26 protein-coding genes and 1 pseudogene are annotated in these 24,845 nt (G+C 33.0%); 7 read left to right on the plus strand and 20 right to left on the minus strand.

Annotated elements, in window-relative coordinates; translation table 11 throughout:
• Nucleotides 1-55: 55 nt before the first annotated feature.
• Both JOOMADRAFT_RS20025 and JOOMADRAFT_RS20030 read right to left on the minus strand, forming a co-directional pair.
• On the minus strand, nt 56-214 hold the full coding sequence (locus tag JOOMADRAFT_RS20025) for an HTH domain-containing protein (protein ID WP_157136796.1): 159 nt from the start codon (nt 212-214) through the stop codon (nt 56-58).
• Nucleotides 215-588: 374 nt separating this feature from the next.
• Nucleotides 589-849 (minus strand): annotated as a pseudogene (locus JOOMADRAFT_RS20030) (integrase core domain-containing protein); the annotation flags it as partial.
• Between JOOMADRAFT_RS20030 and JOOMADRAFT_RS18325 the strand changes: the two are divergent.
• Both JOOMADRAFT_RS18325 and JOOMADRAFT_RS18330 read left to right on the plus strand, forming a co-directional pair.
• Nucleotides 848-1,078: a hypothetical protein gene (locus JOOMADRAFT_RS18325; RefSeq protein WP_008616062.1), complete on the plus strand. Its 231-nt coding sequence runs from the start codon at nt 848-850 to the stop codon at nt 1,076-1,078. The pseudogene JOOMADRAFT_RS20030 and the gene JOOMADRAFT_RS18325 overlap by 2 nt on opposite strands.
• A gap of 8 nt (nt 1,079-1,086) precedes the next feature.
• Nucleotides 1,087-1,404, plus strand: a complete 318-nt coding sequence (locus JOOMADRAFT_RS18330) for a hypothetical protein (RefSeq protein WP_008616063.1) — start codon at nt 1,087-1,089, stop codon at nt 1,402-1,404.
• A gap of 48 nt (nt 1,405-1,452) precedes the next feature.
• On the opposite strand, the gene JOOMADRAFT_RS18335 is transcribed toward JOOMADRAFT_RS18330, so the two are convergent.
• From JOOMADRAFT_RS18335 to mnmE, 8 genes are all read right to left on the minus strand, one after another.
• A complete protein-coding gene (locus tag JOOMADRAFT_RS18335; protein ID WP_008616064.1) occupies nt 1,453-1,899 on the minus strand; it encodes a DUF6730 family protein in 447 nt (148 codons plus the stop codon).
• A gap of 11 nt (nt 1,900-1,910) precedes the next feature.
• Nucleotides 1,911-2,768: a relaxase/mobilization nuclease domain-containing protein gene (locus JOOMADRAFT_RS18340; RefSeq protein WP_008616065.1), complete on the minus strand. Its 858-nt coding sequence runs from the start codon at nt 2,766-2,768 to the stop codon at nt 1,911-1,913.
• 11 nt (nt 2,769-2,779) lie between these two features.
• Nucleotides 2,780-3,097 carry a mobilization protein MbpA gene (gene mbpA / locus JOOMADRAFT_RS18345; protein ID WP_008616066.1) on the minus strand — a complete coding sequence of 106 codons (318 nt, stop codon included), beginning with the start codon at nt 3,095-3,097 and terminating at the stop codon, nt 2,780-2,782.
• A gap of 119 nt (nt 3,098-3,216) precedes the next feature.
• Nucleotides 3,217-4,071 (minus strand): toprim domain-containing protein, encoded by an 855-nt coding sequence (locus tag JOOMADRAFT_RS18350; RefSeq protein WP_008616067.1) that lies wholly within the window; start codon nt 4,069-4,071, stop codon nt 3,217-3,219.
• A 205-nt stretch (nt 4,072-4,276) separates the two neighbouring features.
• Nucleotides 4,277-5,482: a primase-helicase family protein gene (locus JOOMADRAFT_RS18355; protein WP_008616068.1), complete on the minus strand. Its 1,206-nt coding sequence runs from the start codon at nt 5,480-5,482 to the stop codon at nt 4,277-4,279.
• 74 nt (nt 5,483-5,556) lie between these two features.
• Nucleotides 5,557-5,838: a helix-turn-helix transcriptional regulator gene (locus JOOMADRAFT_RS18360; protein WP_008610974.1), complete on the minus strand. Its 282-nt coding sequence runs from the start codon at nt 5,836-5,838 to the stop codon at nt 5,557-5,559.
• 337 nt (nt 5,839-6,175) lie between these two features.
• A complete protein-coding gene (locus JOOMADRAFT_RS18365) occupies nt 6,176-7,336 on the minus strand; it encodes a site-specific integrase (protein ID WP_008616070.1) in 1,161 nt (386 codons plus the stop codon).
• A gap of 161 nt (nt 7,337-7,497) precedes the next feature.
• Nucleotides 7,498-8,922, minus strand: coding sequence for a tRNA uridine-5-carboxymethylaminomethyl(34) synthesis GTPase MnmE (gene mnmE / locus JOOMADRAFT_RS18370; protein ID WP_008616072.1), 1,425 nt, complete (start codon nt 8,920-8,922; stop codon nt 7,498-7,500).
• Nucleotides 8,923-9,084: 162 nt separating this feature from the next.
• On the opposite strand from mnmE, the gene JOOMADRAFT_RS18375 reads away from it, so the two are divergent.
• The 3 genes from JOOMADRAFT_RS18375 (at nt 9,085) to JOOMADRAFT_RS18385 (ending at nt 10,997) form a co-directional block, all read left to right on the plus strand.
• Nucleotides 9,085-9,573 carry a Dps family protein gene (locus tag JOOMADRAFT_RS18375; RefSeq protein WP_008616073.1) on the plus strand — a complete coding sequence of 163 codons (489 nt, stop codon included), beginning with the start codon at nt 9,085-9,087 and terminating at the stop codon, nt 9,571-9,573.
• Between the two features lie 25 nt (nt 9,574-9,598).
• Nucleotides 9,599-10,537: a mechanosensitive ion channel family protein gene (locus JOOMADRAFT_RS18380; protein WP_008616074.1), complete on the plus strand. Its 939-nt coding sequence runs from the start codon at nt 9,599-9,601 to the stop codon at nt 10,535-10,537.
• A gap of 118 nt (nt 10,538-10,655) precedes the next feature.
• Complete coding sequence (locus tag JOOMADRAFT_RS18385; protein WP_008616075.1) at nt 10,656-10,997, plus strand: DUF4870 domain-containing protein; 342 nt, start codon at nt 10,656-10,658, stop codon at nt 10,995-10,997.
• Nucleotides 10,998-11,089: 92 nt separating this feature from the next.
• Here the strand turns inward: JOOMADRAFT_RS18385 and dnaN are convergent, their stop codons facing one another.
• From dnaN to JOOMADRAFT_RS18405, 4 genes are all read right to left on the minus strand, one after another.
• Entirely contained in the window at nt 11,090-12,208 is a 1,119-nt protein-coding gene (gene dnaN / locus JOOMADRAFT_RS18390; protein ID WP_008616076.1) for a DNA polymerase III subunit beta, read from the minus strand.
• Between the two features lie 72 nt (nt 12,209-12,280).
• Nucleotides 12,281-13,945, minus strand: a complete 1,665-nt coding sequence (gene gldG / locus JOOMADRAFT_RS18395; RefSeq protein ID WP_008616079.1) for a gliding motility-associated ABC transporter substrate-binding protein GldG — start codon at nt 13,943-13,945, stop codon at nt 12,281-12,283.
• Between the two features lies 1 nt (nt 13,946).
• Nucleotides 13,947-14,645, minus strand: a complete 699-nt coding sequence (gene gldF, locus JOOMADRAFT_RS18400; RefSeq protein ID WP_008616081.1) for a gliding motility-associated ABC transporter permease subunit GldF — start codon at nt 14,643-14,645, stop codon at nt 13,947-13,949.
• Nucleotides 14,646-14,832: 187 nt separating this feature from the next.
• Nucleotides 14,833-15,663 (minus strand): SAM hydrolase/SAM-dependent halogenase family protein, encoded by an 831-nt coding sequence (locus JOOMADRAFT_RS18405; protein WP_008616084.1) that lies wholly within the window; start codon nt 15,661-15,663, stop codon nt 14,833-14,835.
• A gap of 188 nt (nt 15,664-15,851) precedes the next feature.
• Between JOOMADRAFT_RS18405 and JOOMADRAFT_RS18410 the strand changes: the two genes are divergently transcribed.
• Nucleotides 15,852-16,808, plus strand: a complete 957-nt coding sequence (locus JOOMADRAFT_RS18410) for a PhoH family protein (protein ID WP_008616086.1) — start codon at nt 15,852-15,854, stop codon at nt 16,806-16,808.
• A gap of 162 nt (nt 16,809-16,970) precedes the next feature.
• Here the strand turns inward: JOOMADRAFT_RS18410 and JOOMADRAFT_RS18415 are convergent, their stop codons facing one another.
• The 6 genes from JOOMADRAFT_RS18415 to JOOMADRAFT_RS18440 all read right to left on the minus strand — a co-directional run bounded on the left by JOOMADRAFT_RS18415 (nt 16,971) and on the right by JOOMADRAFT_RS18440 (nt 24,214).
• Nucleotides 16,971-17,423 (minus strand): GNAT family N-acetyltransferase, encoded by a 453-nt coding sequence (locus JOOMADRAFT_RS18415; protein WP_008616087.1) that lies wholly within the window; start codon nt 17,421-17,423, stop codon nt 16,971-16,973.
• 62 nt (nt 17,424-17,485) lie between these two features.
• Entirely contained in the window at nt 17,486-18,475 is a 990-nt protein-coding gene (locus JOOMADRAFT_RS18420) for a Gfo/Idh/MocA family protein (protein ID WP_008616088.1), read from the minus strand.
• Nucleotides 18,459-20,186, minus strand: a complete 1,728-nt coding sequence (locus JOOMADRAFT_RS18425; protein WP_008616089.1) for a sodium:solute symporter — start codon at nt 20,184-20,186, stop codon at nt 18,459-18,461. The genes JOOMADRAFT_RS18420 and JOOMADRAFT_RS18425 overlap by 17 nt, the downstream gene beginning before the upstream one ends.
• A gap of 108 nt (nt 20,187-20,294) precedes the next feature.
• The gene (locus JOOMADRAFT_RS18430; RefSeq protein WP_008616091.1) at nt 20,295-22,823 is read right to left on the minus strand and encodes a PIG-L family deacetylase; all 2,529 of its coding nucleotides are present in this window, start codon (nt 22,821-22,823) and stop codon (nt 20,295-20,297) included.
• Nucleotides 22,824-23,061: 238 nt separating this feature from the next.
• The gene (locus JOOMADRAFT_RS18435) at nt 23,062-23,292 is read right to left on the minus strand and encodes a hypothetical protein (RefSeq protein ID WP_245547718.1); all 231 of its coding nucleotides are present in this window, start codon (nt 23,290-23,292) and stop codon (nt 23,062-23,064) included.
• Nucleotides 23,293-23,308: 16 nt separating this feature from the next.
• Nucleotides 23,309-24,214, minus strand: a complete 906-nt coding sequence (locus JOOMADRAFT_RS18440) for an NAD(P)/FAD-dependent oxidoreductase (RefSeq protein WP_008616093.1) — start codon at nt 24,212-24,214, stop codon at nt 23,309-23,311.
• Nucleotides 24,215-24,376: 162 nt separating this feature from the next.
• Here JOOMADRAFT_RS18440 and JOOMADRAFT_RS18445 point away from each other — a divergent pair, with 162 nt between their 5' ends.
• Nucleotides 24,377-24,754 carry a Fur family transcriptional regulator gene (locus tag JOOMADRAFT_RS18445; RefSeq protein ID WP_008616094.1) on the plus strand — a complete coding sequence of 126 codons (378 nt, stop codon included), beginning with the start codon at nt 24,377-24,379 and terminating at the stop codon, nt 24,752-24,754.
• Nucleotides 24,755-24,845 lie beyond the last annotated feature (91 nt).

A 24,845-nucleotide genomic window follows, 5' to 3' on the forward strand; every position in this document is an offset into this window, starting at 1 on the left:
CAGTTAATTTCATAAAAAACTGGACAAATTATTTTTTATTGCCTAAAATGTAGGTTTATTCCCTTATAGTATTCCAAGTCCCTTCTTTATAAGACCCTTGTCGTTCTATTAATTGTGATTCTTTCAATTTAGCAATATATGTTTCTATGGTTCTTGAAGAAACCCCAAGTATTTTACTTGCTCTTTCTGCTGTTATGGTGCTATCAGCTTCCATAAGCATTAATAATTTCACTGTGTTAAAGCTGCTACCCTTTAAAAGCTTCTCCGAAGTTTCTCCGAAGTTTTTGGAAAATCTGAAGTTAATGCATTTATATATTTTTCAGCATCCGTATTTAAAATACTTAATATCAACCCCTTATCAACGGTGTCGCTTTTAAGTGCTTCCTGAAGCTTCTCCGAAGCTTCCCCGAAGTTTTGACTCCAGCTTCCTCTTTTTGGGTATAAAATTTTAAAATGGTAGCATCAAAACTAATATCATACTCGGGTGCTGTATGGTTGTATTGTTCCCAGTTGGTTTCGATCTTGTCGAAGCCATAGCCGGCATTTTCGGCCAAGTGTAGACTCCCCCCAATTAGAACTGCTAGATTGTCAAAGATACTTGTTTTTAACAGTTCTGTCGATATCGACAGAACTGTTAAGTTTTGCATAGGCTACTGGGGATAGATTATCTAAAGCATTGTGTGGACGATAATGGTTATAATCATCCATCCAAATTTGTGTTTGCTCTCGTACTTGATCTAAGTTATCAAAAATATATTTATTAAGGACGCCTCTTCTATAGGATCCATTAAACCGTTCTATAAATGCATTTTGTGTTGGTTTTGCTGGCTGTATATATTTAAGGGATATGATGCTATTACCATTGGACAGCTATAAGGAAGCCATGGATCTTATTTTGTATTTGCTTAAGACATGTATTATGGCTTTACATGCAGATTATGTTACTAATGAGTTTATAGGGGAGCCGGAATTCAATACGAGTGAAGTTCTGAAATTGATTACCCAGCTTATGCCATATGAAGAAATGGAGTTTTTGGACGAGGGGAACATTATGATGAAACAATTAGAATTAAAATAATAAACGCTATGAAAAAGAAACAAATCAAGGAATTACGAGTATTGGCCAAAAATAAATTAAACACATTGGAGCCTTCCAATTTGCGGAAAGAAAAATATAAACCCTCCTTTTTGGAATTTGATGGATACACCGATTTGTTTATTACCATTGAAGCATTGATCGATGTAAGTATCTTGGCGGCACAAGGCGATACATTTTCACCGCCCAGGATTAAAGATCATGGTATAGATATTCGTAGGACTTTAGAACTGGCAAACAATCTTTTGCCCTTTGAAGAAGGGGAATTTTTGGATGAGTCATACAAGCTTTTGAAAAAAGAAAACTAGGCTTTCTTTACTGGGAAAATGAATCCCCAAATCTTACCATAACTAATACTATTTCGCTTGGTTTTCAGGAGGTTTCATCCAATTCAAATAGTGTGCTTCAACTTCAGGAGATGCCTTTATAAAACTTTGATAATGTCTTTTTATACGTTCGTTTTTATCTTTTAATTGCTGATTCGTATGTCGGTAACTTAGCGTGCTAAAACCCAATACTAATAAAATTACGATGTATATAATACTACATACCACTATCCATTTCGGAAATAGCATGGACTTATCCATACTATGAATTAAGTCTTTTGTGTTTGTAGCCTGAGCTTCTTCAAATTGCGCTTGCCTTTTTAGATGTGTTTCCAACAGATCTTCAATCTGTGAAGTATCAGCTTTCACTTTTACTTCACGAAGCTTTCTTGACAGCCCTTCTAATTTAGCTACCGATACATTAAATTCTTCAATTTCCTCCGTCAACAAAGCTGCTATTTCTTCTAATTTTGCCATTGCTTTCTATTTTAATAACCAATCCCAATCCCCGTGTCAATAGCTTTTTTAATAACATGTTTTGCTACTTTTTTAGCGATGGATGCTGCTAGATTAGCATTAAGAGTTACTGTTTGATTTACTATTTTAAGGGTGTTCTCTTTTGATAGTTTTAATCCTTTTGCATTGTTATAAGAAATAGCTTGTAGTATTTTACCGCCTGACATTTCTCTGTGCACAGCACTTCCTTTTAGGTTATGCGATTTATAGGCAAACCGAAACCCCTGCAATTGCTTGGATTTATTAATCACAGGAATCACTTTAACTCCTTGTTTTTGCATGCGTTTTATATACTGATCTACGGTTTTGGGCCTGGTTTGTAAAGTTTTTAAGTGTTGTTGTTTGATAAGTGCCCGAATGTGTAATAGCGATTGTTGTTTTACTTGTTGCACCTCTCTAGTGGTGGTTAAATGCATTTCTTTAGCCACTTTCTCTGCTGCCAATTGACTGTGCTTTCCTATATAACTGTCATTATAAGCCTTTCCATCAAATCCAATGCGATTTACATACAAATGAACATGAAGGTGTTGTTTATCTCGGTGTACAAAAGCCATGGCTTGATGCTGTTGTAGTTTCATTTGTTTTACAAACCTATTGGTAAGCTCCTCCAGCTTTTTTACACTCAATTTCTTTCCATCTTCCACAGTTGGACTGAGTACAAAACTCAAGGTGTTTTTCTGGCAACGGGAATTGGTATCTTGTATAATCTTAAATTCCTGAGTTACCGCTGATGGAGTCTCTCCCGCTAAGTGTGCTTTATAGACCACTTCTGACATTTTTTCCTGATTCATTCCGTAACGCATGGAAGCCCCTGTATGTGCTATAGCCATTCCTTTTCCTATCATTTTTTAAAATTTTGCAAATGGTTTTTGATTTCTTCAGCGAGTTGGTAAACTTCATCGGTTAGCTTGGGATTCCTTTTTTTAAACATGTTCCCAATGCGTTTAAAATGATGATGGTACTGAATAAGGGTTTTATAAACCTCTATTTGTTCTTCGGTAAACCGCTCAATGATCTTGTCATCCAAAGCCGTCATCCGACAATAAGAACTCAAACTGAGGTTCGCTCTTTTTGCTTTGACCTGTAACAATCTCTTTTCAAATCGGGTACACCGAAATTTGACATAGGTTGCTTTTATTTTTACTTTGGCTTTTGCCATGATTTAATTATTTATATGAGGAAGTATTTCACTTTTAATGCTGCACCCTTTGCGACCTTCGGGAGTAAAGCAAGATGGTTTTTGTGGCAACAAAAACACATCTTGAAATTGCTTCGCAATTACCCATCCGCTTTAGTTATCCACCACTGGTTTACATCTTCATAGCCTTTATATAATTCAGATTTATCTACAGCCCTTGAATGTACACCCAATAAAAATTCGGTCGCTTTTTTACCTGCCTTATCCCGATCCAAATAGAGGGCTACTTGCTTGTAATCTTTCAAGTAATCAGCAGCTCTTTTAACAAATGCCACCGAGTTTAAAACAAGGAGGTCTGCTTTTTTAGAAAGGGTAGGGTCATAACAAGTCAGGGAAAGCAAATCAAACATGCCTTCACATATGAGGAGCTTGGACTGTTGATTTTTAATAAGGGTGATGTCCTTGGGAGAAACGCTGCTTTTATATAATTTGTTTCGAAGCTCATAACCCCCAGAAACATTTTTGAGTCCAATGGCAAAATGCTTTTTATCCTCCATCTTATAATGAACTTCTTTACAATAACACCGTGCTGCCGATAGTTTAATTCTTCGTGATTTAAGATAATCGAGTAGGGCAGGGTGGTGGATGGGCTTCACTTGAACAACTTCAATTCCAGACTCTTTTTCTAGACGAGGCGGCTGATGAAAAGAAAAATTAAAAGCTTCATGATCCAATAACTCCAAAGCCTCTTTAACCGAACATTGTTTTATCAGACAGATAAGGTCAATAACATTGCCTCCAATACCAGCTCCATGATCATACCATCGGTTTAAACGTAAAGACACTTTAAAAGAGGCTTTTGATTCAGACCGAAAAGGACTTAAAAACCAAGCTTCTTTCTCCGATTTTCGAGTAGGAAAATGCCCTAGTTTTGCAAGTGTTTGAACAATGCAAATATTGCGGGCTGTTTCACAATTCAATAGTTCTTTTTTCATATGCTTTATTTTGTAAGTTTTTTTGATGATTTGATGAAAAAACACGTTTATCCCTTTAATAGATTGACCTCACAGCTTCATCAATTTTTCATCATTTCATCATTTTTGATTGTAATACCTAAATTCCTGTCATCACTTTTTATTTTGATGAAAGAATGATGACAATTTGATGACAGCCGTAGCCCTTATGAAACCTGACATTCACTTATTCTGTCATCAATTCATCAAAATTTTTAATTAAAAATTCTTTTTCCACCGTGAAGTACCTTCCTTTTGCATCTTCCATATTGATATCGCCATTGCTCCAAATGGTAATTCTTTGATAGCTATTGGAATTTTTCTGATTCTCCAGTTTCCACTCTTTTTTGAGCAACCTCCTTAATTGTGTAAGATCTGTTCTTACTCTTGTCTTGTTTAACATGTGCAAGGCATCAATAGGACATATAGCAATGGAATCGAGTTCATACTTATCCATGGCACTTAAAAGGATACTCGCCAATTCCTTTTCTACTCTGTTTCTGTTATGCTTAATCAACTTATGAAGCGCAGAGGTGTAAATATCCTTTGGTGTAAACCACATCCGAGTTGTTTGACTATTTTGAAGTTTACGGTTCTTTAAAAAATAAAGAAAAGCAGGGATCTCTTCTATAAGTGCCTCCAAAAAATTAGTATCCTCCTTTTTTAAGGAAGGTATTTTCCGAATCCAAAATCGGGTTTCATTGGCATCTATTTTAATGAAATTATCTTCATTATTACTACAAAGAATAAACTTGCCGAAAAACTCAACTTCTCTTTTGTCTTTGCCTTTGGATTCCAATTTATTTCTGTTGGTGGTACTGAGATATTTAATACGCTCGGTCAGTTCTTCTTTATTGAAAAGCACTTCATCTATGCAGATAAGAAGCTTGTTTGTCCAATCTGAATTGAACTGGCTGCCAAAACTATCATTGGTTAGATAAGTAAGGTTGTTCTCAAATATCTCTTTTAACCATTTTAAAAAAGTACTTTTTCCCGTAATTCTTTCCTTGGAAACCAAACAAAGTATAGGGAGAATTTGCGTTGGTTTTTGATACAATAATTGTAAATAATCCAAACCAAGTTCTTTTTGTTTTCCGAAAATATGATGTATAAAGGATAAGGTCTTTTCTATATTTCCTTCTTTAGGAGTATTTCTAAGCGGTGAATAGATATTATAAAAGTTGTGATATTCTTTTTTAAAATCTAAATGACTTGGAATACATGTGAAACCATCATATTTAGATACCTTACTTAAAAAATCCTTCCCGTGATCCTGCTTAATAATATGCTCATTCCAGGGGACAAGTAATTCATCAAAATGTCCTGCTATTGTGGGTGCTTTCACCAATTTGTAAAATGTAGTACCTACCCTTATGTATGGTATTGTTTTCATATAACTATGATTTATAACCTGCATGTGAAATACAGGCTAATGAGGTAAATGTAAATAGCGATTAGAGCTAAAAACTATCGTTTCTTCAGGACATAATCCAATGCCTCATTTTTGATCTCACATGCAGATTTGCGATCATTTCTTAAAAGCCACCCATTAAGGCGATCGATATCGAAGAATATCATTTTTCCATTCGGTTTGCTATGCGGGATATTACCAGCAGCCGTTAGCTTATAAAGATAACTTCTTGATATGCCTGTATAATCACAAGCCTCTTCCAAGGTGAGTACCTTTTTAGAACCTAGCAAGAGGTTTTCAATTCTATCGAGTCTTTCTTCTAATTTAATGTTGTCCATTGTATCTGATTTAAAGATTAGTAATGAACAAAGCGCTTTGTTTCTTTTCGTAGAATTCTTGGAATAAAAGTAGAAAAAAAGATAAAGTAAACTTTGTAGAGTAGAAGTTTTTTATCCACAAGCTATTGAATATTAATCGATTGTTTTTATTTCGTTGCAAATGAATTTAGAATTTATGGTGCTAATTAAATCGAATACGAAAGGATATGAATTGCTGGTAAGCAGAATCACCTCAAAACACTAAAATCAAAGTTATTAACAATCAAAATCAAGGAAATGTGTTTTTGTGGCTATAAGAATACTCACTTTAAGTCAGTTTAGGTATTTTAGTACATGTTTAACCGATGCCATCCAATTCCAGTTTCGGAACCAAGTTAGCAGCCTCTTTCATCTTCTTATCTATAATTTTGGCATAAATCTCGGTAGTCCTTATTTCTTTATGTCCTAATCGTTTTGAAACCGTATAGATATCCGCACCATTCTCTAACAACAATACCGCATTGGTATGTCTCGCTGAATGGAACGTGATGTGCTTTGTAATACCGGCAAACATACACCAACGAAGTAATTGAAGGTTCATATGTGCACTGTAGCGAAGTCCTTTGAACACACGTTCCTTAGAATCTTTTCTTTTACCCAAAAGCTCTTTGGCCTGTTGGGAGATATACAAATATTCGACCCCTTCGGTTTTCTTTTGTTGGAAAACAATTCTGAAAATAGCATTTCCCGAGCCATCTATGCCTTCATCACGTACCTCAGACCATTTTAATTTATTGATATCGGACCACCGGATTCCGGTCAATGCTGAAAAGAGAAAGGCACGTTTTAGTAAAGGGAACTTACAAGGTGTTTGCGATAATCTTTGAAGTTCGCCATGAGTGAGATATTCTCTCGTCGATTCTCCCATAGAAAACCCTTTGACTTTTTTAATGAGGTTTTCTTTCAGATATCCTTCATCAAAAGCGGCATTCAAGCAAGCCTTGAATTTATTGAAATAGGTATGCTTGGTATTCTGTGAAAGCTTTTTTTTGCTCTTGGTAACAGCAACTGTATCAAGGTGTTTTCTAAATCCTTTAATGAATTCCACATCAACATCATTGAAAGTGATATGAGCGGGACAATATCGTTCCAAATGCTTTTGAGCAGCATCCCAATTATCATAATTTCCTTTGGTTTGGTAACGTTCTTCTTTTTTTTGCTCATAAAAGGATAGAAGAGTGGTTTTGCCTTTATGGTTGTTTTGAATTTTAAACTTACCCTGATAGATTTCAGCTTGACGAATAGCTAAGATTTGTTTAGCTAACTCTAGTTGTTCTTTATTTTTTTTCTTTTCGTCAGCTGATTTTGGGTTTTGTATTAAATAGAGTTGAAGGTATTCGTATTCTCTAAGGTGCTTGATTTTTCCATTAGCCAGTGTTTGGGTACCTTTATAATACTCGATATACAAACTCTGCTTTCCTGTTTTTAACTTTTTCTTTCTTAAATGAGCTTTTATCATTGCGACACAAATTTTTGTGTCTCACCATTTTTGAGACACACATGAGACACAATAAAAGTATAAAAATGGCTATATTAAGAGAAAATAAGATTTAATAAGTTATCAACAATTATTTGATTTACAGTCATTTAATCACAATTGATATCGAAAAAAAGTCCTGTCTATTTGCCAATACAGAAATTAGCAAAAATATTTCCTAATAAATCGTCTGTGGTTATTTCTCCAGTTATTTCTCCAAAATGGTATAGTGCTTGGCGGATATCAATGGCTAATAAATCGCTAGAAATACCATTTGCCATTCCATCTTGTACATGATTAATTTCTTCTAAAGCTTTTAATAAAGAGTCATAATGACGAGAATTGGTAATAATGGTTTCATTATTTCTTAGTGCCCCTGTATTTACAAATTCTAAAAGTATATTTTTTAACTCCTCAACTCCAGAGTTTCCTTTGGCAGCTATTAATAAAGCTTTAGTTTTAGCATTTGTATGGGCTATATCTGCTATTTCGGTGAGTATAAAATCCTGTAAATCTTCTGAGATTTGGTCTTTTTTATTGGCAATAATTACCAAGGGCTTTTGTGGGAATTTATTCTTGATTTTCTCTAATTCAAGGCGGATATTTTTTATAAAATCTTTGTTTCCTATAAGTTTGGTGCTGTCTATTAAATAAACAACTACTTGTGCTTGTTCTATTTTCTCAAAGGTTTTTTTAATACCAATGCTTTCTACTACATCTTTGGTGTCTCGTATTCCAGCGGTATCTATAAAACGGAATCCTATGCCTCCAATGCTTATTTCGTCTTCAATAGTATCTCTGGTAGTTCCAGCAATATCACTTACAATTGCTCTTTCTTCATTTAAAAGAGCATTTAAAAGCGTGGATTTTCCTACATTAGGCTCTCCAACAATGGCTACTGGAATTCCATTTTTTATAACATTTCCTACAGCAAAGGAGTCGATTAACCTTTTTAATACAAGCTGAATTTTATTAAGTAATTCAATAAACTGAGTTCTGTCTGCAAATTCAACATCTTCTTCAGCAAAGTCAAGTTCTAATTCAATTAAAGAGGCAAAGTTTAAGAGCTCCTCCCGAAGCTTTTTAATTTCACTACTAAATCCACCACGCATTTGTTGCATGGCTATTTGGTGACTCGCTTCGTTGTCGGATGCAATTAAATCGGCTACAGCTTCGGCTTGACTCAAATCTAATTTTCCGTTTAAAAAAGCTCTCATGGTAAATTCTCCAGCATCTGCCATTCTACAGCCATTCCTTAAAAAAAGTTGTAAAATTTCTTGCTGAATAAATGGAGAACCATGGCAGGATATTTCTATAACATTTTCCCCAGTGTAAGAATTAGGTCCCTTAAAAATGGAAACCAAAACTTCATCAAGTATTTTCTGCCCATCTATTATATGTCCTAAGTGTATGGTGTGCGATTTCTGTTCTGATAGTTTCTTTTTTCTGATGGATTTAAAATGAGCATCAGCAATAGAAATAGCTTCTTTTCCAGAAATACGTAGTACAGAAATTGCTCCAGCTCCCGATGGGGTTGCCAAGGCAATAATATTGTCTTGAATATTCATACACAAAAATTTGTGTAAAAATACAAATACTATATGAAGTAATATTGTAAAAAATAACTTATTAATTTGGTTAACATTGCAAGTTAAATCTTGTTAAAATGGAAGTTTTTGTAGGTGTAATTTGTATCTTTAGGATATAATTTTAAAACCAAAAAAAATACAATGAAAAATTATTTGAATTTAGATAAAGATAAAACACAAGATACAGTTAAAGAGTTAAATGTTCTATTAGCAGATTATCATTTATACTATCAAAAGCTTAGAAATTTCCATTGGAATATCTTTGGGAAAAACTTTTTTGACTTACATGAAAAGTTTGAAGAACTCTATGATGATGCAAAATTGAAAGTAGATGAGATTGCTGAGCGAATTTTAACTTTAAGACATCAACCAGTAAGTAATTTCTCTGATTATTTAAAGACTTCTAGTATTAAAGAATCTGATAGTGATAAAACTGATATCGAGATGATTGAAATTTTATTAGAAGACCATGGAATTATTCTAAAACAGATGCGTAAAGTGGTTGAAACAGCAGATAAAGGTGGAGATGAGGGTACTATTGATTTAATTGGCGCATACATTAGAGAATTGGAGAAAACTTCTTGGATGCTAGACGCTTGGAGAATGAAAACAAACCAAGGATTAAAATAATTAACACTAATTTTCACGTTATTCTATGGAAGAAAGATTAGAAAGTGCGTGGGATAAAATGATAGAACAGTTAGGCTCATGGCTAGATGTAATAGTTGTGAGCCTTCCTAATGTTATACTAGCAATTATTGTATTTGCAGGTTCGTTTTTTCTCTCACGTTATGTAAACTCTTTAATGTTAAGGCTCCTTGCTAAATCTTCAATGCAAGGAACCGTTAAAAAAGTTTCTGCTAGATTAATTTCTGTTACCGTTATTTTAGCTGGACTTTTCTTGGCTCTTGGGATACTTAATCTTAATAAAGTGCTTACTTCGCTTTTAGCGGGAGCAGGGGTAGCTGGTTTGGCAATTGGTTTAGCACTACAAGGAACTATTGCGAATACTTTTTCTGGGATTGTACTTTCGTTTGTTGATTATATTAAAATGGGCGATTGGATAGAATGTAATGATTATTCAGGGGAAGTTGTAGATATTGACTTACGTACAGTAACTATCCGTGAAAAGGATAATAATATGGTTTCTATACCTAATAAAATGGTGATTGAAAATCCTCTAAAAAATTATTCAATAACTTCTAAAACTAGAATTTCCGTTTCATGTGGTGTTGCGTATGATTCTGATTTGGAATTTGTTCAAGAATTAGTGATTAAAACAATATCAGAAAAATTCGATTCTGTTAAGAATAAAGAGGAAGTTATCTTTTTTTATACGGAGTTTGATAATAGCTCTATAAATTTTGAAACCCGATTTTGGATGAATTCTACCACCGGATTGCAAACAGCTAAAGCTAAAGGAGATGCAATTATAGCAATTAAAAAAGCTTTTGATGCAAATGGTATTACTATTCCATTTCCAATTAGAACAATTGATTTTTCTAATAAATTAAGTATTAAAAACCAGAAAAATTCTAATGAGGAAGACTCTCAGGAAGGTATTGTAAGTGAAGAAAAATACGGAAAGGAGTAAACCGTGTTAGTGTACATTTTTGAGTGTTTAAATAATAAATCTTAATTATTGAGTAATATTTTGTAACATTTTTTATTTCTGTTCGTCTTTTAAATATAAACCATCAATCATAATTAAAATGCAACGAACAGACAATCAATTATTAGTAGCCGCACACTTGAGTCAGTTATTAGATTATATAACTGGATTTGGCGGACTTATTGTACCATTAGTTTTATGGCTCTGTAATAAGGAAAGTGTAATGAATATGGACAATCATGGAAAGTCTATTATCAATTTTCAATTAAGTATTATTATTTACTCTTTGGTAAGTATTCCGTTGATTTTCTTTTTCGGATTAGGAATTTTAACCTTAATTGCGGTCGGAATTATTGCTTTTGTATTCCCTATTGTAAATGCAATTAAAGTAAATAATGGAGAAGAGGTATACTATCCTTTTAGTTTACAAATTATAAAATAGGATCGTAGCTTTTTAAAATATAAAAACCCCGTTATAAATTAACACACAATTTAAACGGGGTTTATTAAATATAATTAGTTAGTGTTTGTTTACTAGTTATTCAACATAACAGGCATTACCAGCATTGTTACATGCTCTCCTTCATCTAAACCATCAATAGGAGTTAAAATACCTGCTCTATTTGGTAAACTCATTTCCAAAGATACATTATCTGAAGTTAAGTTATTTAGCATTTCATTTAGAAATCTAGAATTAAACCCAATTTCCATATCATCTCCTTGGTAATCGCACGTTAAACGTTCTTCTGCTTTGTTGCTATAATCTACATCTTCTGCAGAGATATTTAATTCAGCTCCAGCAATTTTTAAACGTATTTGATGTGTTGTTTTGTTTGAGAAAATAGAAACCCTTCTTACAGAACCAAAAAATTGTGAACGGTCTATAGTAAGTTTATTTGGGTTTTCTTTTGGAATTACAGCTTCGTAATTAGGATATTTACCGTCAATAAGTCTACAAACTAATTCGATATTATCAAAAGTAAATTTAGCATTACTCTCATTATAATCAATCGTAACATCACTCTCACTACCAGCTAAAATCCCTTTTAAAAGATTTAAAGGTTTTTTTGGCATGATAAATTCTGCAACCTGAGAAGCAGTAACATCATGACGTTGATATTTTACTAATTTATGAGCGTCTGTAGCAACAAATGTTAAGTTTTCTGGAGAAAACTGGAAAAATACTCCGCTCATTACAGGGCGTAAATCATCATTTCCAGAAGCAAAAATAGTCTTGCTAATTGCTGTTGCTAAAATATCTCCTAAAATGGTGGTAGAACTGGCGTCTGCTAACTCTACAGAATTAGGAAATTCAGCACCATCCGCATATGCCAACGCATATTTACCATGATTGGAGCTTATTTCTATGGTATTATTGTTCTCAACCACAAAAGTAAGTGGTTGCTCTGGAAAGGTTTTTAAGGTGTCCAACAATAATTTTGCTGGTACAGCAATACTTCCTTCAGAATCTGAATCTACTTCTAGCACCGAACTCATTGTTGTTTCCAAATCTGAAGCCGATACTGTAAGTTGGTTTTGATTTAATTCAAATAAAAAATTATCGAGTATTGGTAATGTGTTGCTGTTGTTGATTACACCTCCTAATACTTGAAGTTGTTTTAATAAATATGAACTTGATACTATAAATTTCATTGAATTCTCAGTTTTCTAACACTTACAAAGATATCTTAATTGATTTTTTTACAGAAAATAACTTATCAACATTTAAACTGTGTATTTTTTCTTTTTGAAGTAATTAAATAACATGCCAAAAAGAACTATTAAAACTATGGGAAGTCCAATATTTATAAGCTTCCACGTTGTTTTTTGTTGATACACTTTTTCCTTGTTTAAAAATGATAAGGCAATCTCTTTGGAACGAATGTTTATAAGTCCATCTTCATCCAAAAGGTAATTAACGCTATTTATTAAGAAATCTTTATTTCCATAAACCTGTTTGGTCCACTTATCAACACCATTAATTAATGGCTTTTTATTAACATAATTGTAGTTTACAATATCTCCATCGGAGATAACAATCATTTTATTTTTAGATCCTACATTCTCTTTATTTCCGTCAATTTTAAATGGTTTAATTCTATTTTTAAATGCTGAAGTAAAGTTTCCTTCCAATAGAACTCCTAAAGTTTTATTTCCGTCATTAAAAGTAGCAATGTCCTGCTGTGTATCAAACTCGTCTAAGCTATAGGCTCTAGGAACTCCAACTTCTTTAGACTGTGGGGAACTTTGTAATAAAATAGTTTTATCTATGGCATTTGGAAGTGTATCAATACCATTGGCAAATTCTAATTTTACTACATTAACGCCTTTGTTTATTGGGTGATTATTGGTTGGTGAAACCATAGGCGAGTAAAACCAATTGATAGGAATTTCCCCATTTTGGTCGGTAACGGTAACGGGTGAGGAGATTAAATCCTGGATCAGGGTTTTATTAATTCTCACCCCATATCGGAACAGTATATCGTCAAGATTTAAATCTTGGGGATATGCAAAAGATGAAAAATTTTCGTTTTGAAGGCTATCTAGATCGGCCACCACTTCGTCTACCATCCAAAGGGTTTTTCCTCCATTCATTACGAATTGATCCAAAATATATTTTTCATTTTCAGAAAATCTCTCTGTTGGTTTAGCAATAATAGTAGCGTCAAAACGATTTAGATTTTCTAGTACTTGCTTCGGATTGTTTTTAAGGGAATCTAAATTAAATTCTCCTAGTTGGTAGTAATTACGAAGATTAATTAGAAAATCAATTAAATATTTATCTTGAATTTCTCCATTCCCTTTTAAGATTGCAATTTTCTTTTTTTCGGTAATGGTAAGCTGTTTGAAAGCATCTGCAAAAGCGTATTCTAATTGCTGTACCGAATTATTAATTCGTTGCTCACTATTAGAACCTAAAGTATTTTGTAATAGCGAAACTTTAACGGTTTTCTCCCCCATATTTACCAAAGCCCAAGGAAAAACTACTTCTCGAGACATGCTATTTCCTTCTTCAACAGTTACAGAAGCAGGGGTGAGGCCTAGTTCTTGTAATGATTGTATATTTTGTTGCTTTGAATTGTTGTTATCTAATGGGTTTATATAATTGACTCTAATTTTATTATTTACAGTCGTAAACTCTTCTAGTAGTTGTTTTGTTTCGGTTTGTAAACGTTTAAATTCTGAAGGGAGATTTCCAGAGAGTAAAACATCAATTATAATAACTTGATTTGCTGTTTCTACAGTATTTTTTGAAGCTTCCGAAAGTGTATATCTTTTATTTTTTGTAAGATCGAACCTCCATACTAAAAAAGAGCTTAAAAAATTAATTCCAATAAGGATTAGAATTAATAGGGCAATCTTTGTAGCGTTATTTTTAATAGTTTTCAAGTTACTTTAATTTAAAAATGGTTACTACTAAAAAGAAAACTGTAATACTTATAAAGTAAATAATATCTCGAACGTCTATTACACCGCGACTAATACTATCAAAATGGTATTTTAAGCTGAAAGTTTCTATAAATGAGCTCTTTTCAATCCCTGAAAAGCCATAATACATAATAAAACAGAGAAAAACAGCAGCAATAAAAGCTATGATTTGATTGTCTGTAAGAGAAGAGGTAAAAACACCAATAGCTGTATAGCTAGATACCAAAAATAGGAGTCCAAAATAAGAACCTATAATACTTCCTAAATCTATATTTCCTACTGGATTGGAAAGTTGCCAAATGGTATACACATATAGTAATGTAGGGATTAAGGCGATAAAAATCAGTAAAAAAGTCCCTAAAAACTTCCCTGAAACAATTTGTGTTTTGCTAATTGGACTGGTAAGTAGTAATTCTAAAGTTCCTGTTTTTTTCTCTTCGGAAAAACACTTCATAGTTACCGCCGGAATTAAAAATATAAGAACCCAAGGTGCTAATTGAAAAAAGGGATTCATATCTGCAAATCCGCTTTCAAAAATATTTAAATCCCCTTGAAATACCCATAAAAATAAGCCGTTAAGAACTAAAAATAACCCAATAACCAAATAGGCAATGGGGGAGGAAAAAAAACTACTTATTTCTCTTTTTATAATTGCTGTCACTTAGTTAGTTTATAGTTTATAGTTAAAAAGTTAAAGGTTGAAAGTTGATAGTTAATGGTTTATATTTTTTGGTTGAAAGCTTTTTATGTTAAAAACCTAAGAGTGATCTAGTTAAAATGTTAAATTGTTTTGTGAGTTTTTCATGCTCAATACTTTTTTCAAAATTCAAAATTCAAAATTCGCTCCCTTAATTCTTAAAATTTACCGTAATCGTATCTCTATAAGAAAGGCCTAAAAGCGTAGAAGCTCCTCCAACGGTATCTAAGTTGCTTCTATAAATGGCAATCTCTATTAGTCCTGCTGAATTAAAAATAGCCAATTTCTCACCATCTTTATTGGTTACGTTTTCTGCATCAAAGTTAATACTATCACTGTATTTAAAATAAATATTTGTGAATTTATGATTCCTTGCCCATAGTTCAAAATTACGTCCCCTTTTATAGCGTTCAAAAGTTTGCTTTGAAATATTGGTAATTATATTTCCGTAATTGTCAACATAAATTACAGTTCCCGTAATCTGGTTTTCTTCATTGTTAATAATTGGCGATAAACCTTTCAACATTTTCAATTCACCTATCGATTTTCCAATTACTTCCAAAGTACCACCTCTTGAAATATGTCCTGCAACCTTTACAAAAACATCTAAAACGGGGAACACACTCTCAATACGGTCGTGAATATTAATTTCGACCATCTTTTCAGGGTTTATTTCCTTAGCTAAAAAAGAAAGGATTCCGTTGTCTGCACCAATAAAATAATGTCCATCTATTTTTACAGCTACATGTTTGTTTATTGGAGTTAATTCAGAATCTACCCCAATAATATGTATAGTTCCTTCTGGAAATGTTTTGTAGGCATTTTTTAAGATATAAGAAGCCTCCACGATGTTAAAAGGACTTACTAAATGTGAGATATCAACAATGGTAGCACCTTCTATTTCACTGAGTATAAATCCCTTTATAGCGCCTACAAAGTGGTCTCGCACACCAAAATCTGTAGTTAAAGTTATTATAGCCATTTATTGAAATGTTGATATTTTTTTAATTTAAGAAAGTGTTTTTTTGCTTAAGTTTGTTAGAAATGGTAACAAACTTAGGTTTGGATAAATGTTTAGCACAAACCTACTAAAAAGTAATAGATTTTCCATTTTTATACGTATTTTTTATACGAATACTTTTAGATGAATACTCACTTAAAAATTGGCTTTTGAACGAACTTATCATCGAACTCACAGAAATTAATCCAAAAGACTTTTTTGGACCAAACAATGTTAACATTGACTTATTAAAGAAGTATTATCCGAAGCTGAAATTAGTAGCTCGCGGAAATAAAATAAAGGCCTATGGCGATGAAGAATTGTTAGAGGAATTTGATAAGCGACTAGATATGTTGGTCACGCATTTTGGTAAGTATAATAAGCTAGATGAAAATACCATTGAGCGAATTCTAACTAGTGAAGGTGGGCAAGAAGAAATAGATGCTAAAATCCATGGCGAAATTTTATTGCATGGTGCTAACGGAAGACTTATAAAAGCGCAAACAGCCAACCAGCAACGCTTAGTTGAGTTGATGCGTAAAAATGATATGGTTTTTGCTATAGGTCCTGCTGGAACTGGAAAAACATATACAGGGGTTGCGCTGGCTGTAAAAGCATTAAAAGAAAAGCAAGTACGCCGAATTATATTAACACGCCCAGCTGTAGAAGCAGGGGAGAGTCTTGGGTTTTTGCCAGGAGATTTAAAAGAAAAATTGGATCCATATATGCAGCCTCTTTATGATGCATTACGAGATATGATTCCTGCTGAAAAACTTGCTAATTATATAGAAACAGGAGTAATACAAATTGCTCCGATGGCTTTTATGCGTGGACGTACATTGGATAATGCTTTTGTTATTTTAGATGAAGCACAGAATACGAGTCATGCACAAATGAAAATGTTTCTTACCAGAATGGGGAAAAATGCTAAGTTTATTATTACTGGAGACCCAGGACAAATAGATTTACCTCGTAGAATTACTTCGGGACTTAAAGAAGCTATTTTGGTGTTAAAAGACGTGCAAGGAATTGGAATTTTATACTTAGATGATAAAGATGTAATTCGCCACCGTTTGGTAAAAGATATTATTGCATCTTATAAAACCATTGAACATAATAATGCTTAATAAGCAAGCCTAAAAAGACATTTGAATCCCTCATTAAGGGTTTTATTCCTAGAGCCTGTCTTGAGTTTACCCAAGGGCTCTACGTCTAAATGGATTAAATTATTTTTCTTTGAATATCTCGTAGGCTTGCTTCGAGGTAGTTGATTAGAAAATTTTAGTTTCCTATTCAAATGTTTTTTCCATTACAGGTAGTAATCTTCCTATAATATTACTCTTTTTATAATTGGTTACTTTAAAACCAAATTTGGCGTAAAATTTTTCAGCATTTGGGTCGGCAATTAAAAATACTTTGTGATATTTTAGTTCTTTTACTTTTGCTAAAAAATGATTCATTAATACTGCACCATAACCACTTCCAATATGTTTTTGAGAAACAAAAAAGAAATCTAATTCAATAGTGTCCTTACTTCGTATAATAAAAGCAAAAAAGCCAACAAGCTTATCAGAAGCTATAAGTTTGTATACATAATTCTTTTGTAGATACTCCGAAGTGATAGTAAGCTCTGGAATCCATTTTTTTATTTCAACTTCAGAATAGCCCCAATGAGATTTGGAAGCAATAGTTATTTCTGTGAGTAACTTATTGTCGTTAATAGCAGCTTTAACTAAATTCATTATTTAGATTTGAATATACCTATGTTTGTCTCTAGGTAGTTGCTTTTTCTTTTACTTACAATTTAATAGCAGTAACTCAAGCCAATTTCTTCTTTTACTTTATCCATAATTTCCATGAGTTGATGACTAAACTTATGAGTCATAATAGGACTTTCTGTTTTTCCACTGCGTAAAAGTTCGTTAAAATGAGCTATTTCAAAATTATATCCTAATGTATTTACATCGTAATCCTTGGTTGTCTGTTTTCCATCTGCATCAGTAAAAGTTACAGAAGTAGGTCTGTGAAATTGCGTATGTAATTTTATAGTTCCTTTTTCACATTTTATGGTAGCTTCTGTGGGAGTTTCTTCTTTTAATGTTGAAGAAAGCCTAGCAACAGCTCCATTTTTATAAGAAAAAATCATGTTACAAGAAGAGTCTGCTCCTGTTTCAAAAAAGGTGCCATTTGCTTGGATGTCATCTGGCTTGCCTAGAATAGACATTGCGCAAAAAATAGGATAGATTCCAATATCTAATAAACTTCCGCCACCTAATTGTTTGTCGAATAATCGAGTAGAGGCATCAAATTCACGATAAAACCCAAAATCAGCATCAATAGATACTACTTTTCCATAATTCCCTTCCTCTAAAAAATTAAGAACATCTTGGTAATGAGGTAAAAAAGCAGTCCATAACGCTTCCATTAACAAAACACCTTCTTGCTTTGCCGTTTGCAGCATCACATCTACATCGGCACTATTTAAAGCCAAGGGCTTTTCACAGAGTACCGCTTTTTTATTCAGTAAACAATCAATGGAATATGCTTTATGAAAAGTATGAGGTGTGGCAATGTAAATGGCATCAACGTTAGGATCTGTAATTAAATCCATATAATTTCCATAGGCTACTTTAGCGCCATAGGTTTCTTTAAACTCTTCAGCCTTTTCTAGTGTTCTAGATGCAACAGCATATAATTCTGTATCCTTAACCGTTAGTAAGTCTTGAGCAAATTTAGTAGCAATACGACCAGGGGCTAGAATTCCCCATTTTATTTTTTTATTTCTTGATAGCATTGGTTGTTCTGTTTAAAATTTCTAAGATTATAGCAATAATAATGACCATGGCACAACCAATAAAGTTTAGCCATAAATATCCTAGTTTTTCATCTCCTGCATCATATCGATGAATGGCAAAATAGTAAATAAGGATGATGGCTATTTGTGTGACAATGGCGCTTATAAAAACGGCATTTCCACGAATAAATTTTATAAAAAATGCTATTAAAAATATTCCGAGTACATTTCCGTAGAAAATAGAACCGATAATATTTACTAATTGGATTAAATTATCTAAAAGCGAAGCAAAATTAGCGAACAAAATGGCTATAATCCCCCATCCAAATGTAAACCAACGAGTAGCATTTAAATAGTATTTTTCATCGTGTTCTTTCTTTTGTCTTCTTCTAAAAAGGTCAATGGTAGTAATGGTTCCTAAAGCATTTAATTCGGATGCTGTAGAAGACATGGCAGCCGAAAATATTACAGCTAACAATAACCCCATAAGTCCTGTTGGAATTTTATTCAGTATAAAATGTATAAAAACATAATCTTTATCGTTGGTTTCTAAATCTTCATCTACTTTTTGAATAAGAGCTTTAGCGTCTTGGCGACTTTTTATTTCTTTTTTATTGATATCTTGAATTTGCTTTTTAGCAGCTACAATTAATTCGTAATCTTTAACATCTAAAACTGCGGAAAATCGCTCTTGAGCCATTTTTTTATCTTTTTCGAGCGCCAAATGTTGCTTTTCTAATTGCTGATATTGATCGGCATATTCCGATTGTTGTACCGCTTCTACTGCAGCAGGATTAAAATTTAAAGGAGAATGATTGTATTGGTAATACACAAAAACCATAACTCCAACTAACAGTATAAAAAATTGCATCGGTACTTTAAACAGACCGTTAAAAATAAGTCCTAACTGACTTTCTCTAACTGACTTCCCCGATAAATAGCGTTGTACCTGACTTTGGTCGGTTCCGAAATAGGCGAGGGCTAAAAAGAGGCCTCCCGTAATTCCACTCCAAAATGTATAACGACTTTTAGGGTTTAAAGAGAAATCAAGGATGTTAAGTTTGTCGTTAGCACCCGCTATTTTCATAGCCTTACTAAAGGTTATATCTTCTGGGAGGTAACTCATTACTAAATAAAAAGCCGTAAACATTCCTGTCATTATAACAAACATTTGCTGCTTTTGCGTAACACTTACCGCTTTTGTCCCACCAGAAACAGTATATATTATTACCAAAATCCCAATAACAATATTTAGAGTTTTTGTTTCCCAGCCTAAAACCGCAGATAATATTATAGAAGGCGCATATATGGTAATTCCTGCAGCCAATCCACGTTGTATTAAAAAGAGAATGGCAGCTAAGGAACGTGTTTTTAAATCGAATCTATTTTCTAGGAATTCATAGGCAGTATAGACTTTTAATTTATGATAAATAGGGACGAAGACCACACAGATAATTATCATGGCCAGTGGAAGTCCAAAGTAGAATTGCACAAACCCCATTCCGTCATGAAAAGCTTGTCCAGGAGTAGACAAGAAAGTAATAGCACTAGCCTGTGTTGCCATTACAGAAAGGCCAACGGTATACCATTTTGCCTCATTACCACCTAAAATATAGTCGGATACGTTTTGACTTCCTTTGGTTTTTAAATAACCGTACCCTACAATAAATAGTAGGGTACCCGTTAGTACTATCCAATCGATTAATTCCATAGTACTATTTGTTTGAAATCATAATTAGATAAAAAACAAAAATGTAAATCGCATTCATAATCAATACAATAGAATACTCTCTTTTCCAAACAAACTTACTAAGCATGACTATCCTTTTATTGGGTTTAAATTTGTACTTTCTTCTTTTCCAATAGAAAGCATATTGGCAAATATTTTATAAGCCCCTGGAACACCAGCAGGGAGTTCTCTAAAGAAACTCAATCCTGAGTAAATATAATATCCTTTTCCATATGGAGCAACCAATAAGCTACCGTCTTTTTTACTTTCCCCTTTGTCGTGCATCGAAAAAATTGAGGTAAATTCCTCTCCCCATTTGTCAGGGAAATATAATCCTCGTTCTTGTACCCAACCAGTAAAATCGTTTTGAGATATTTTGTTGGGAGTATTTAATAACGGATTGTTTGGTGCGTTAAAAGTAACTTCAGCATTTTCATCGGTTACACGGTCTCGAGATAATTGCAACAAATAGGGTGCCAGATTATCCATTCCAAGTCCGTTTCTCCCGGCAGTATTATATTGAACAATTAAATTGCCACCTTCCTTTACATAATTTAAAAGAATATGTTGTTTAAATTTAAGAGATTCATGAATATTATATGCTCTAATCCCCATTACTACTGCATCGAAATTTTTTAAGTATCCACTACTAATATTTTCTGGCTGTATTACAGTTACAGTATATCCTATTTGACGTAAACTTTCTGGTACTTCATCTCCAGCACCAGCAACATAAGCAATGTTTTCTCCTGTTTTCTTTATGTTTAAACGCACCACTTTAAAACTAGCAGGAAGTAAAACCGATTGCGTAGGAATATGGTCGTAAGCTATGGTTACTAGTTCCTGAGTATATTCTTTTCCATCTATTTTTATGATAGGTGTAATAGTTTCCTGATTTTCATCTGCTGGAGGGGTTACTGTAAAAATAACTGTTTTTGTATCACCCTTTTTAGCAATGGAAAAATCTATTTGTTGAGGACTCACATTCCATCCGCTATTGTATTTTAAATGTATGTTTCCTGAAATATTATCTGCTCCAGAAGTAATGGTTACTGGAATGTCCTTAGATTTTTCATCAGAAAAAATAATTACTTTATTAGCTACAGAAGTGGAAACCCTAGGAAGAATTTCAAAGGGTTGATAAATTTCACCTTTATCAGGCTTTGAAAATTTATAAACGATATTTTTTTCAAAAGGAATACTAACTCCTTCGATATTTATGGTGAATGTAGCTTTAACTAATCTAGGAGTTTCTGGTTTTCCTCTTAGTAATTGCGGCGCTTTGTACATTCCTAATGTACCTTCTTCTTTTAACCAATAGGGTGCTGTGTATTCACTATTTTCAGGAATAGTAATTTTTTGATTGGTAGTTATAAATTTATTGTTTTCTAATTTTTTACTGATAATTTGTACAACATCACTAGGAGAGATACTTATGTTTTTAAGCGTTATATTGGAGGACGATCTATTAATAATTGAAGCGTTAATACTGATGTTTTCTCCAGGTACAGCAGAAGCTTGTGCAGTTGTTGCTTCTATAAATAAGCCGCTACAGGCTTCTATAATTTTTTTAATCTCTTCTAATTTAATTTCCCGCCAATAATCATCTTTTAAATTAGAAATTAATTGATAGGCTTTTGCTAAATCTGCAAGATGTTCTGATGGATTTTTAAAATTGAAATTAGCTTCTATATCTAATAATATTTCGGCAATAGCTTCTCCGCCTTCTACACGCCCCCAAGTAGTATTAATACCATCAAAAATAGTATTGTTTCTTGGAAAACTTCCTTTTAACAGTTCAATATATTCTTTTTCAGAACCACGGGCAGAAATCCCACCAAATCCCTGACTTAAATGTTGGCTACGAGCAATGGAAGCAATCTCGTTATTACTTTGCCCAAGTGTAGGGTAGTAGGTGCCAATATCTACACTTAGCATTTTTGATTTATTGGCCTCTTCAAATTTTTCCTGACTTCCATAGAACCACCAAGAAGTATTAAAAAACATACGTTCTGGCTGCCAAAGGTCTGTATATTTTAATTGTTCTGGATAGCTATTTTTATCATTCACAAGGTCAAATGCTTCAACGCTTAACATGGCCGAAGAAGTATGGTGACCGTGTGTTGTACCCGGACTTCTATGGTCAAAACGGTTGATAATTACATCGGGTTTAAAGTTTCTAATAACCCAAACAACATCAGAAAGTACCTCGTCTTTATTCCAAATCTCTAAGGTTTCATCTGGATGTTTCGAAAACCCAAAGTCGTTAGCACGCGAGAAAAATTGCTCGCCACCGTCCACACGTCTAGCCGCTAGAAGCTCTTGAGTTCTTAAAACTCCTAAAAGTTCTCGTAATTCTGCTCCTATTAAATTCTGCCCTCCATCTCCTCTTGTAAGCGATAAATAGCCAGTTCTTGCCTTTACTTCATTAGAAAGATAAGAAATTAACCGCGTGTTTTCATCATCGGGGTGTGCGGCAATATAGAGCGCTGTTCCAAGGAAATTAAGCTTTTGTACTGCTTGATAAATATCAGCAGAAGAATAGGTTTTTGGCTTCTGTGAATACGTAGAAAATGTAAATACTAATCCAATAAAAAGAAAGGATAATATTTTTTGCATGCTATAAGTTTTAGGTATTTGTTCAAATATAGAAATAATTGTTGGTTGCCCGTTAGTTGTTGCAACGGAAAAAAAGTACAACTTTAAAAGTTTTAAAATAAGTTGTATGATTTATTCGATAATCAAGGTTTAACTTTCTTACACTTCCGTTGGAGTGCTTTGTTTTTTGAGTTGTTAAAACTTATCTCTATTATTTTTATGCCTAGAACTGTTTTTATCTTACTAAGGATAAAGCATATTAATTACATATTTTGTCTTCTAAAATACCACATTCAATTCCTTTAGATTTTAAGAGTTGTATAATAGAATCAGAATTAATAAAAGTTCCTTCAATTCTTAAAATCGAATGCCCGCAGGGATAGGGTTTATTATAATCTTCTAGATCAAAATTAATTTCTAAACTAGGATAATTTCCCTCTAATAGCATAAGAATTTCTTTTGAGAGAATTTCAGACTGAATGTTTGTCATAAATACTTCAACCATACTAAAAGCTTTCTTCAGTTAATTCTTTATTTATTATCGCCCCTGTTATGTTTCCGCTATAAACAGCAGTTGCTACAGAACGCATCATAGCGCTATTATCACCGCAAGCAAAAACTCCATTTACGGTTGTTTTTTGCATGATATCAACTTCAATATATCCATTTTCGGTAAGTTTGCAGCCTAATTCTGTAGGAATAGAAGTACTCTGTTTGAATGTTGTTGCCGTATAAGCACATTCAAAAATTTCTTTGGAACCGTCTGTAAAAATAATCTGTTCTAGGATTCCTTTTTTATGTATTATTTCTGAAATTTCCTTTTCAATAATTTTAATATTATGTTGTTTAAGTTTTTGAAGCTGACTCTCATCAAAGTTCTTTTTTTCAGAAGTTAAGATGGTAATTTCTTTAGTTAGATTGTTTACTAAGGACGCTAAATGAAAAGCTTTATTGCCATTGGCAATGATGGCTGTTTTTTTGTCTCTAATCTCATATCCATGGCAATATGGACAATGCACAACAGAAATTCCCCAACATTGCTCAATTCCTTTTATAGCTGGCAATAGATCTTTAATTCCTGTTGCAAACACTACTTTTTTTCCTTTAAAAACAGCTCCATTATTAGTAGTGATTTCAAATCCTTCTGAAACTTTTCTTCCTTTTAAAGCGGTACCGTCATAAAATGTTATGGTATCATATTTTAAAACTTGTTTTTTTGATACTTCAGTTATCTCTCGTGGAGTTTTTCCATCTTGAGTTAGGAAGTTATGAGAATGTGGAGTCTGTTTGTTACAAGGTTCTCCGGCATCTATAATCAGAGTTTTTCTTAGAGAACGGCCTAAGGTCATAGCTGTAGAAAGTCCTGCGTAACTGCCGCCTATTATAATTACTTCAAATTGATTTGTATCCATTTTATTGATTTTTTATTTGAAAAGAGTAGCGATTCTAGCATAGAATTTCTACACTAAGTCTTACTCTTTTAGTTATTATAATATTTAATTGCGATATAGTCGCAATAGTATATTTGACAAATATACTATTTTTTCGTATTATTGCAACATAATCGCAATAAAATGAATAGAAGAAATACACCTACAAAAGAAGCAGTATTAAGCTTACTTTCAAGCTCAAAAAAAGCGTTGAGTCAGGATGCTATAGAAAGACAGCTTGATATTAAAATTAATAGAGCTACGATATACAGGGTACTGAATAGATTTTGTGAGGACGATTTAGTACATAGAATTGTTGCGGAAGATGGAAAGCAATATTTTGCTATTTGTAAAAAATGTGAACCATCGGAAAAGACTAAATATCATTTTCACTTTAGATGTTTGTCTTGCGACACCATAGAATGTTTAAAAATCCCTGTTCAATATTCTATTCCAGAAGGGTATGAAGTTCAAAATGCAAATTGTGTACTTACAGGTACATGCAACGATTGTTCGTTATAGCTGTTGTGGAGTTTAAAGTTGTAAGTAAGAAAGTAGAAAGTTAAAAAGTTACTATGTTTAAAGGTATAGTGTCTAGTATCATAAAAATCTT

The organism is Galbibacter orientalis DSM 19592 (assembly GCF_000260115.1).
Lineage (GTDB): Bacteria > Bacteroidota > Bacteroidia > Flavobacteriales > Flavobacteriaceae > Galbibacter > Galbibacter orientalis.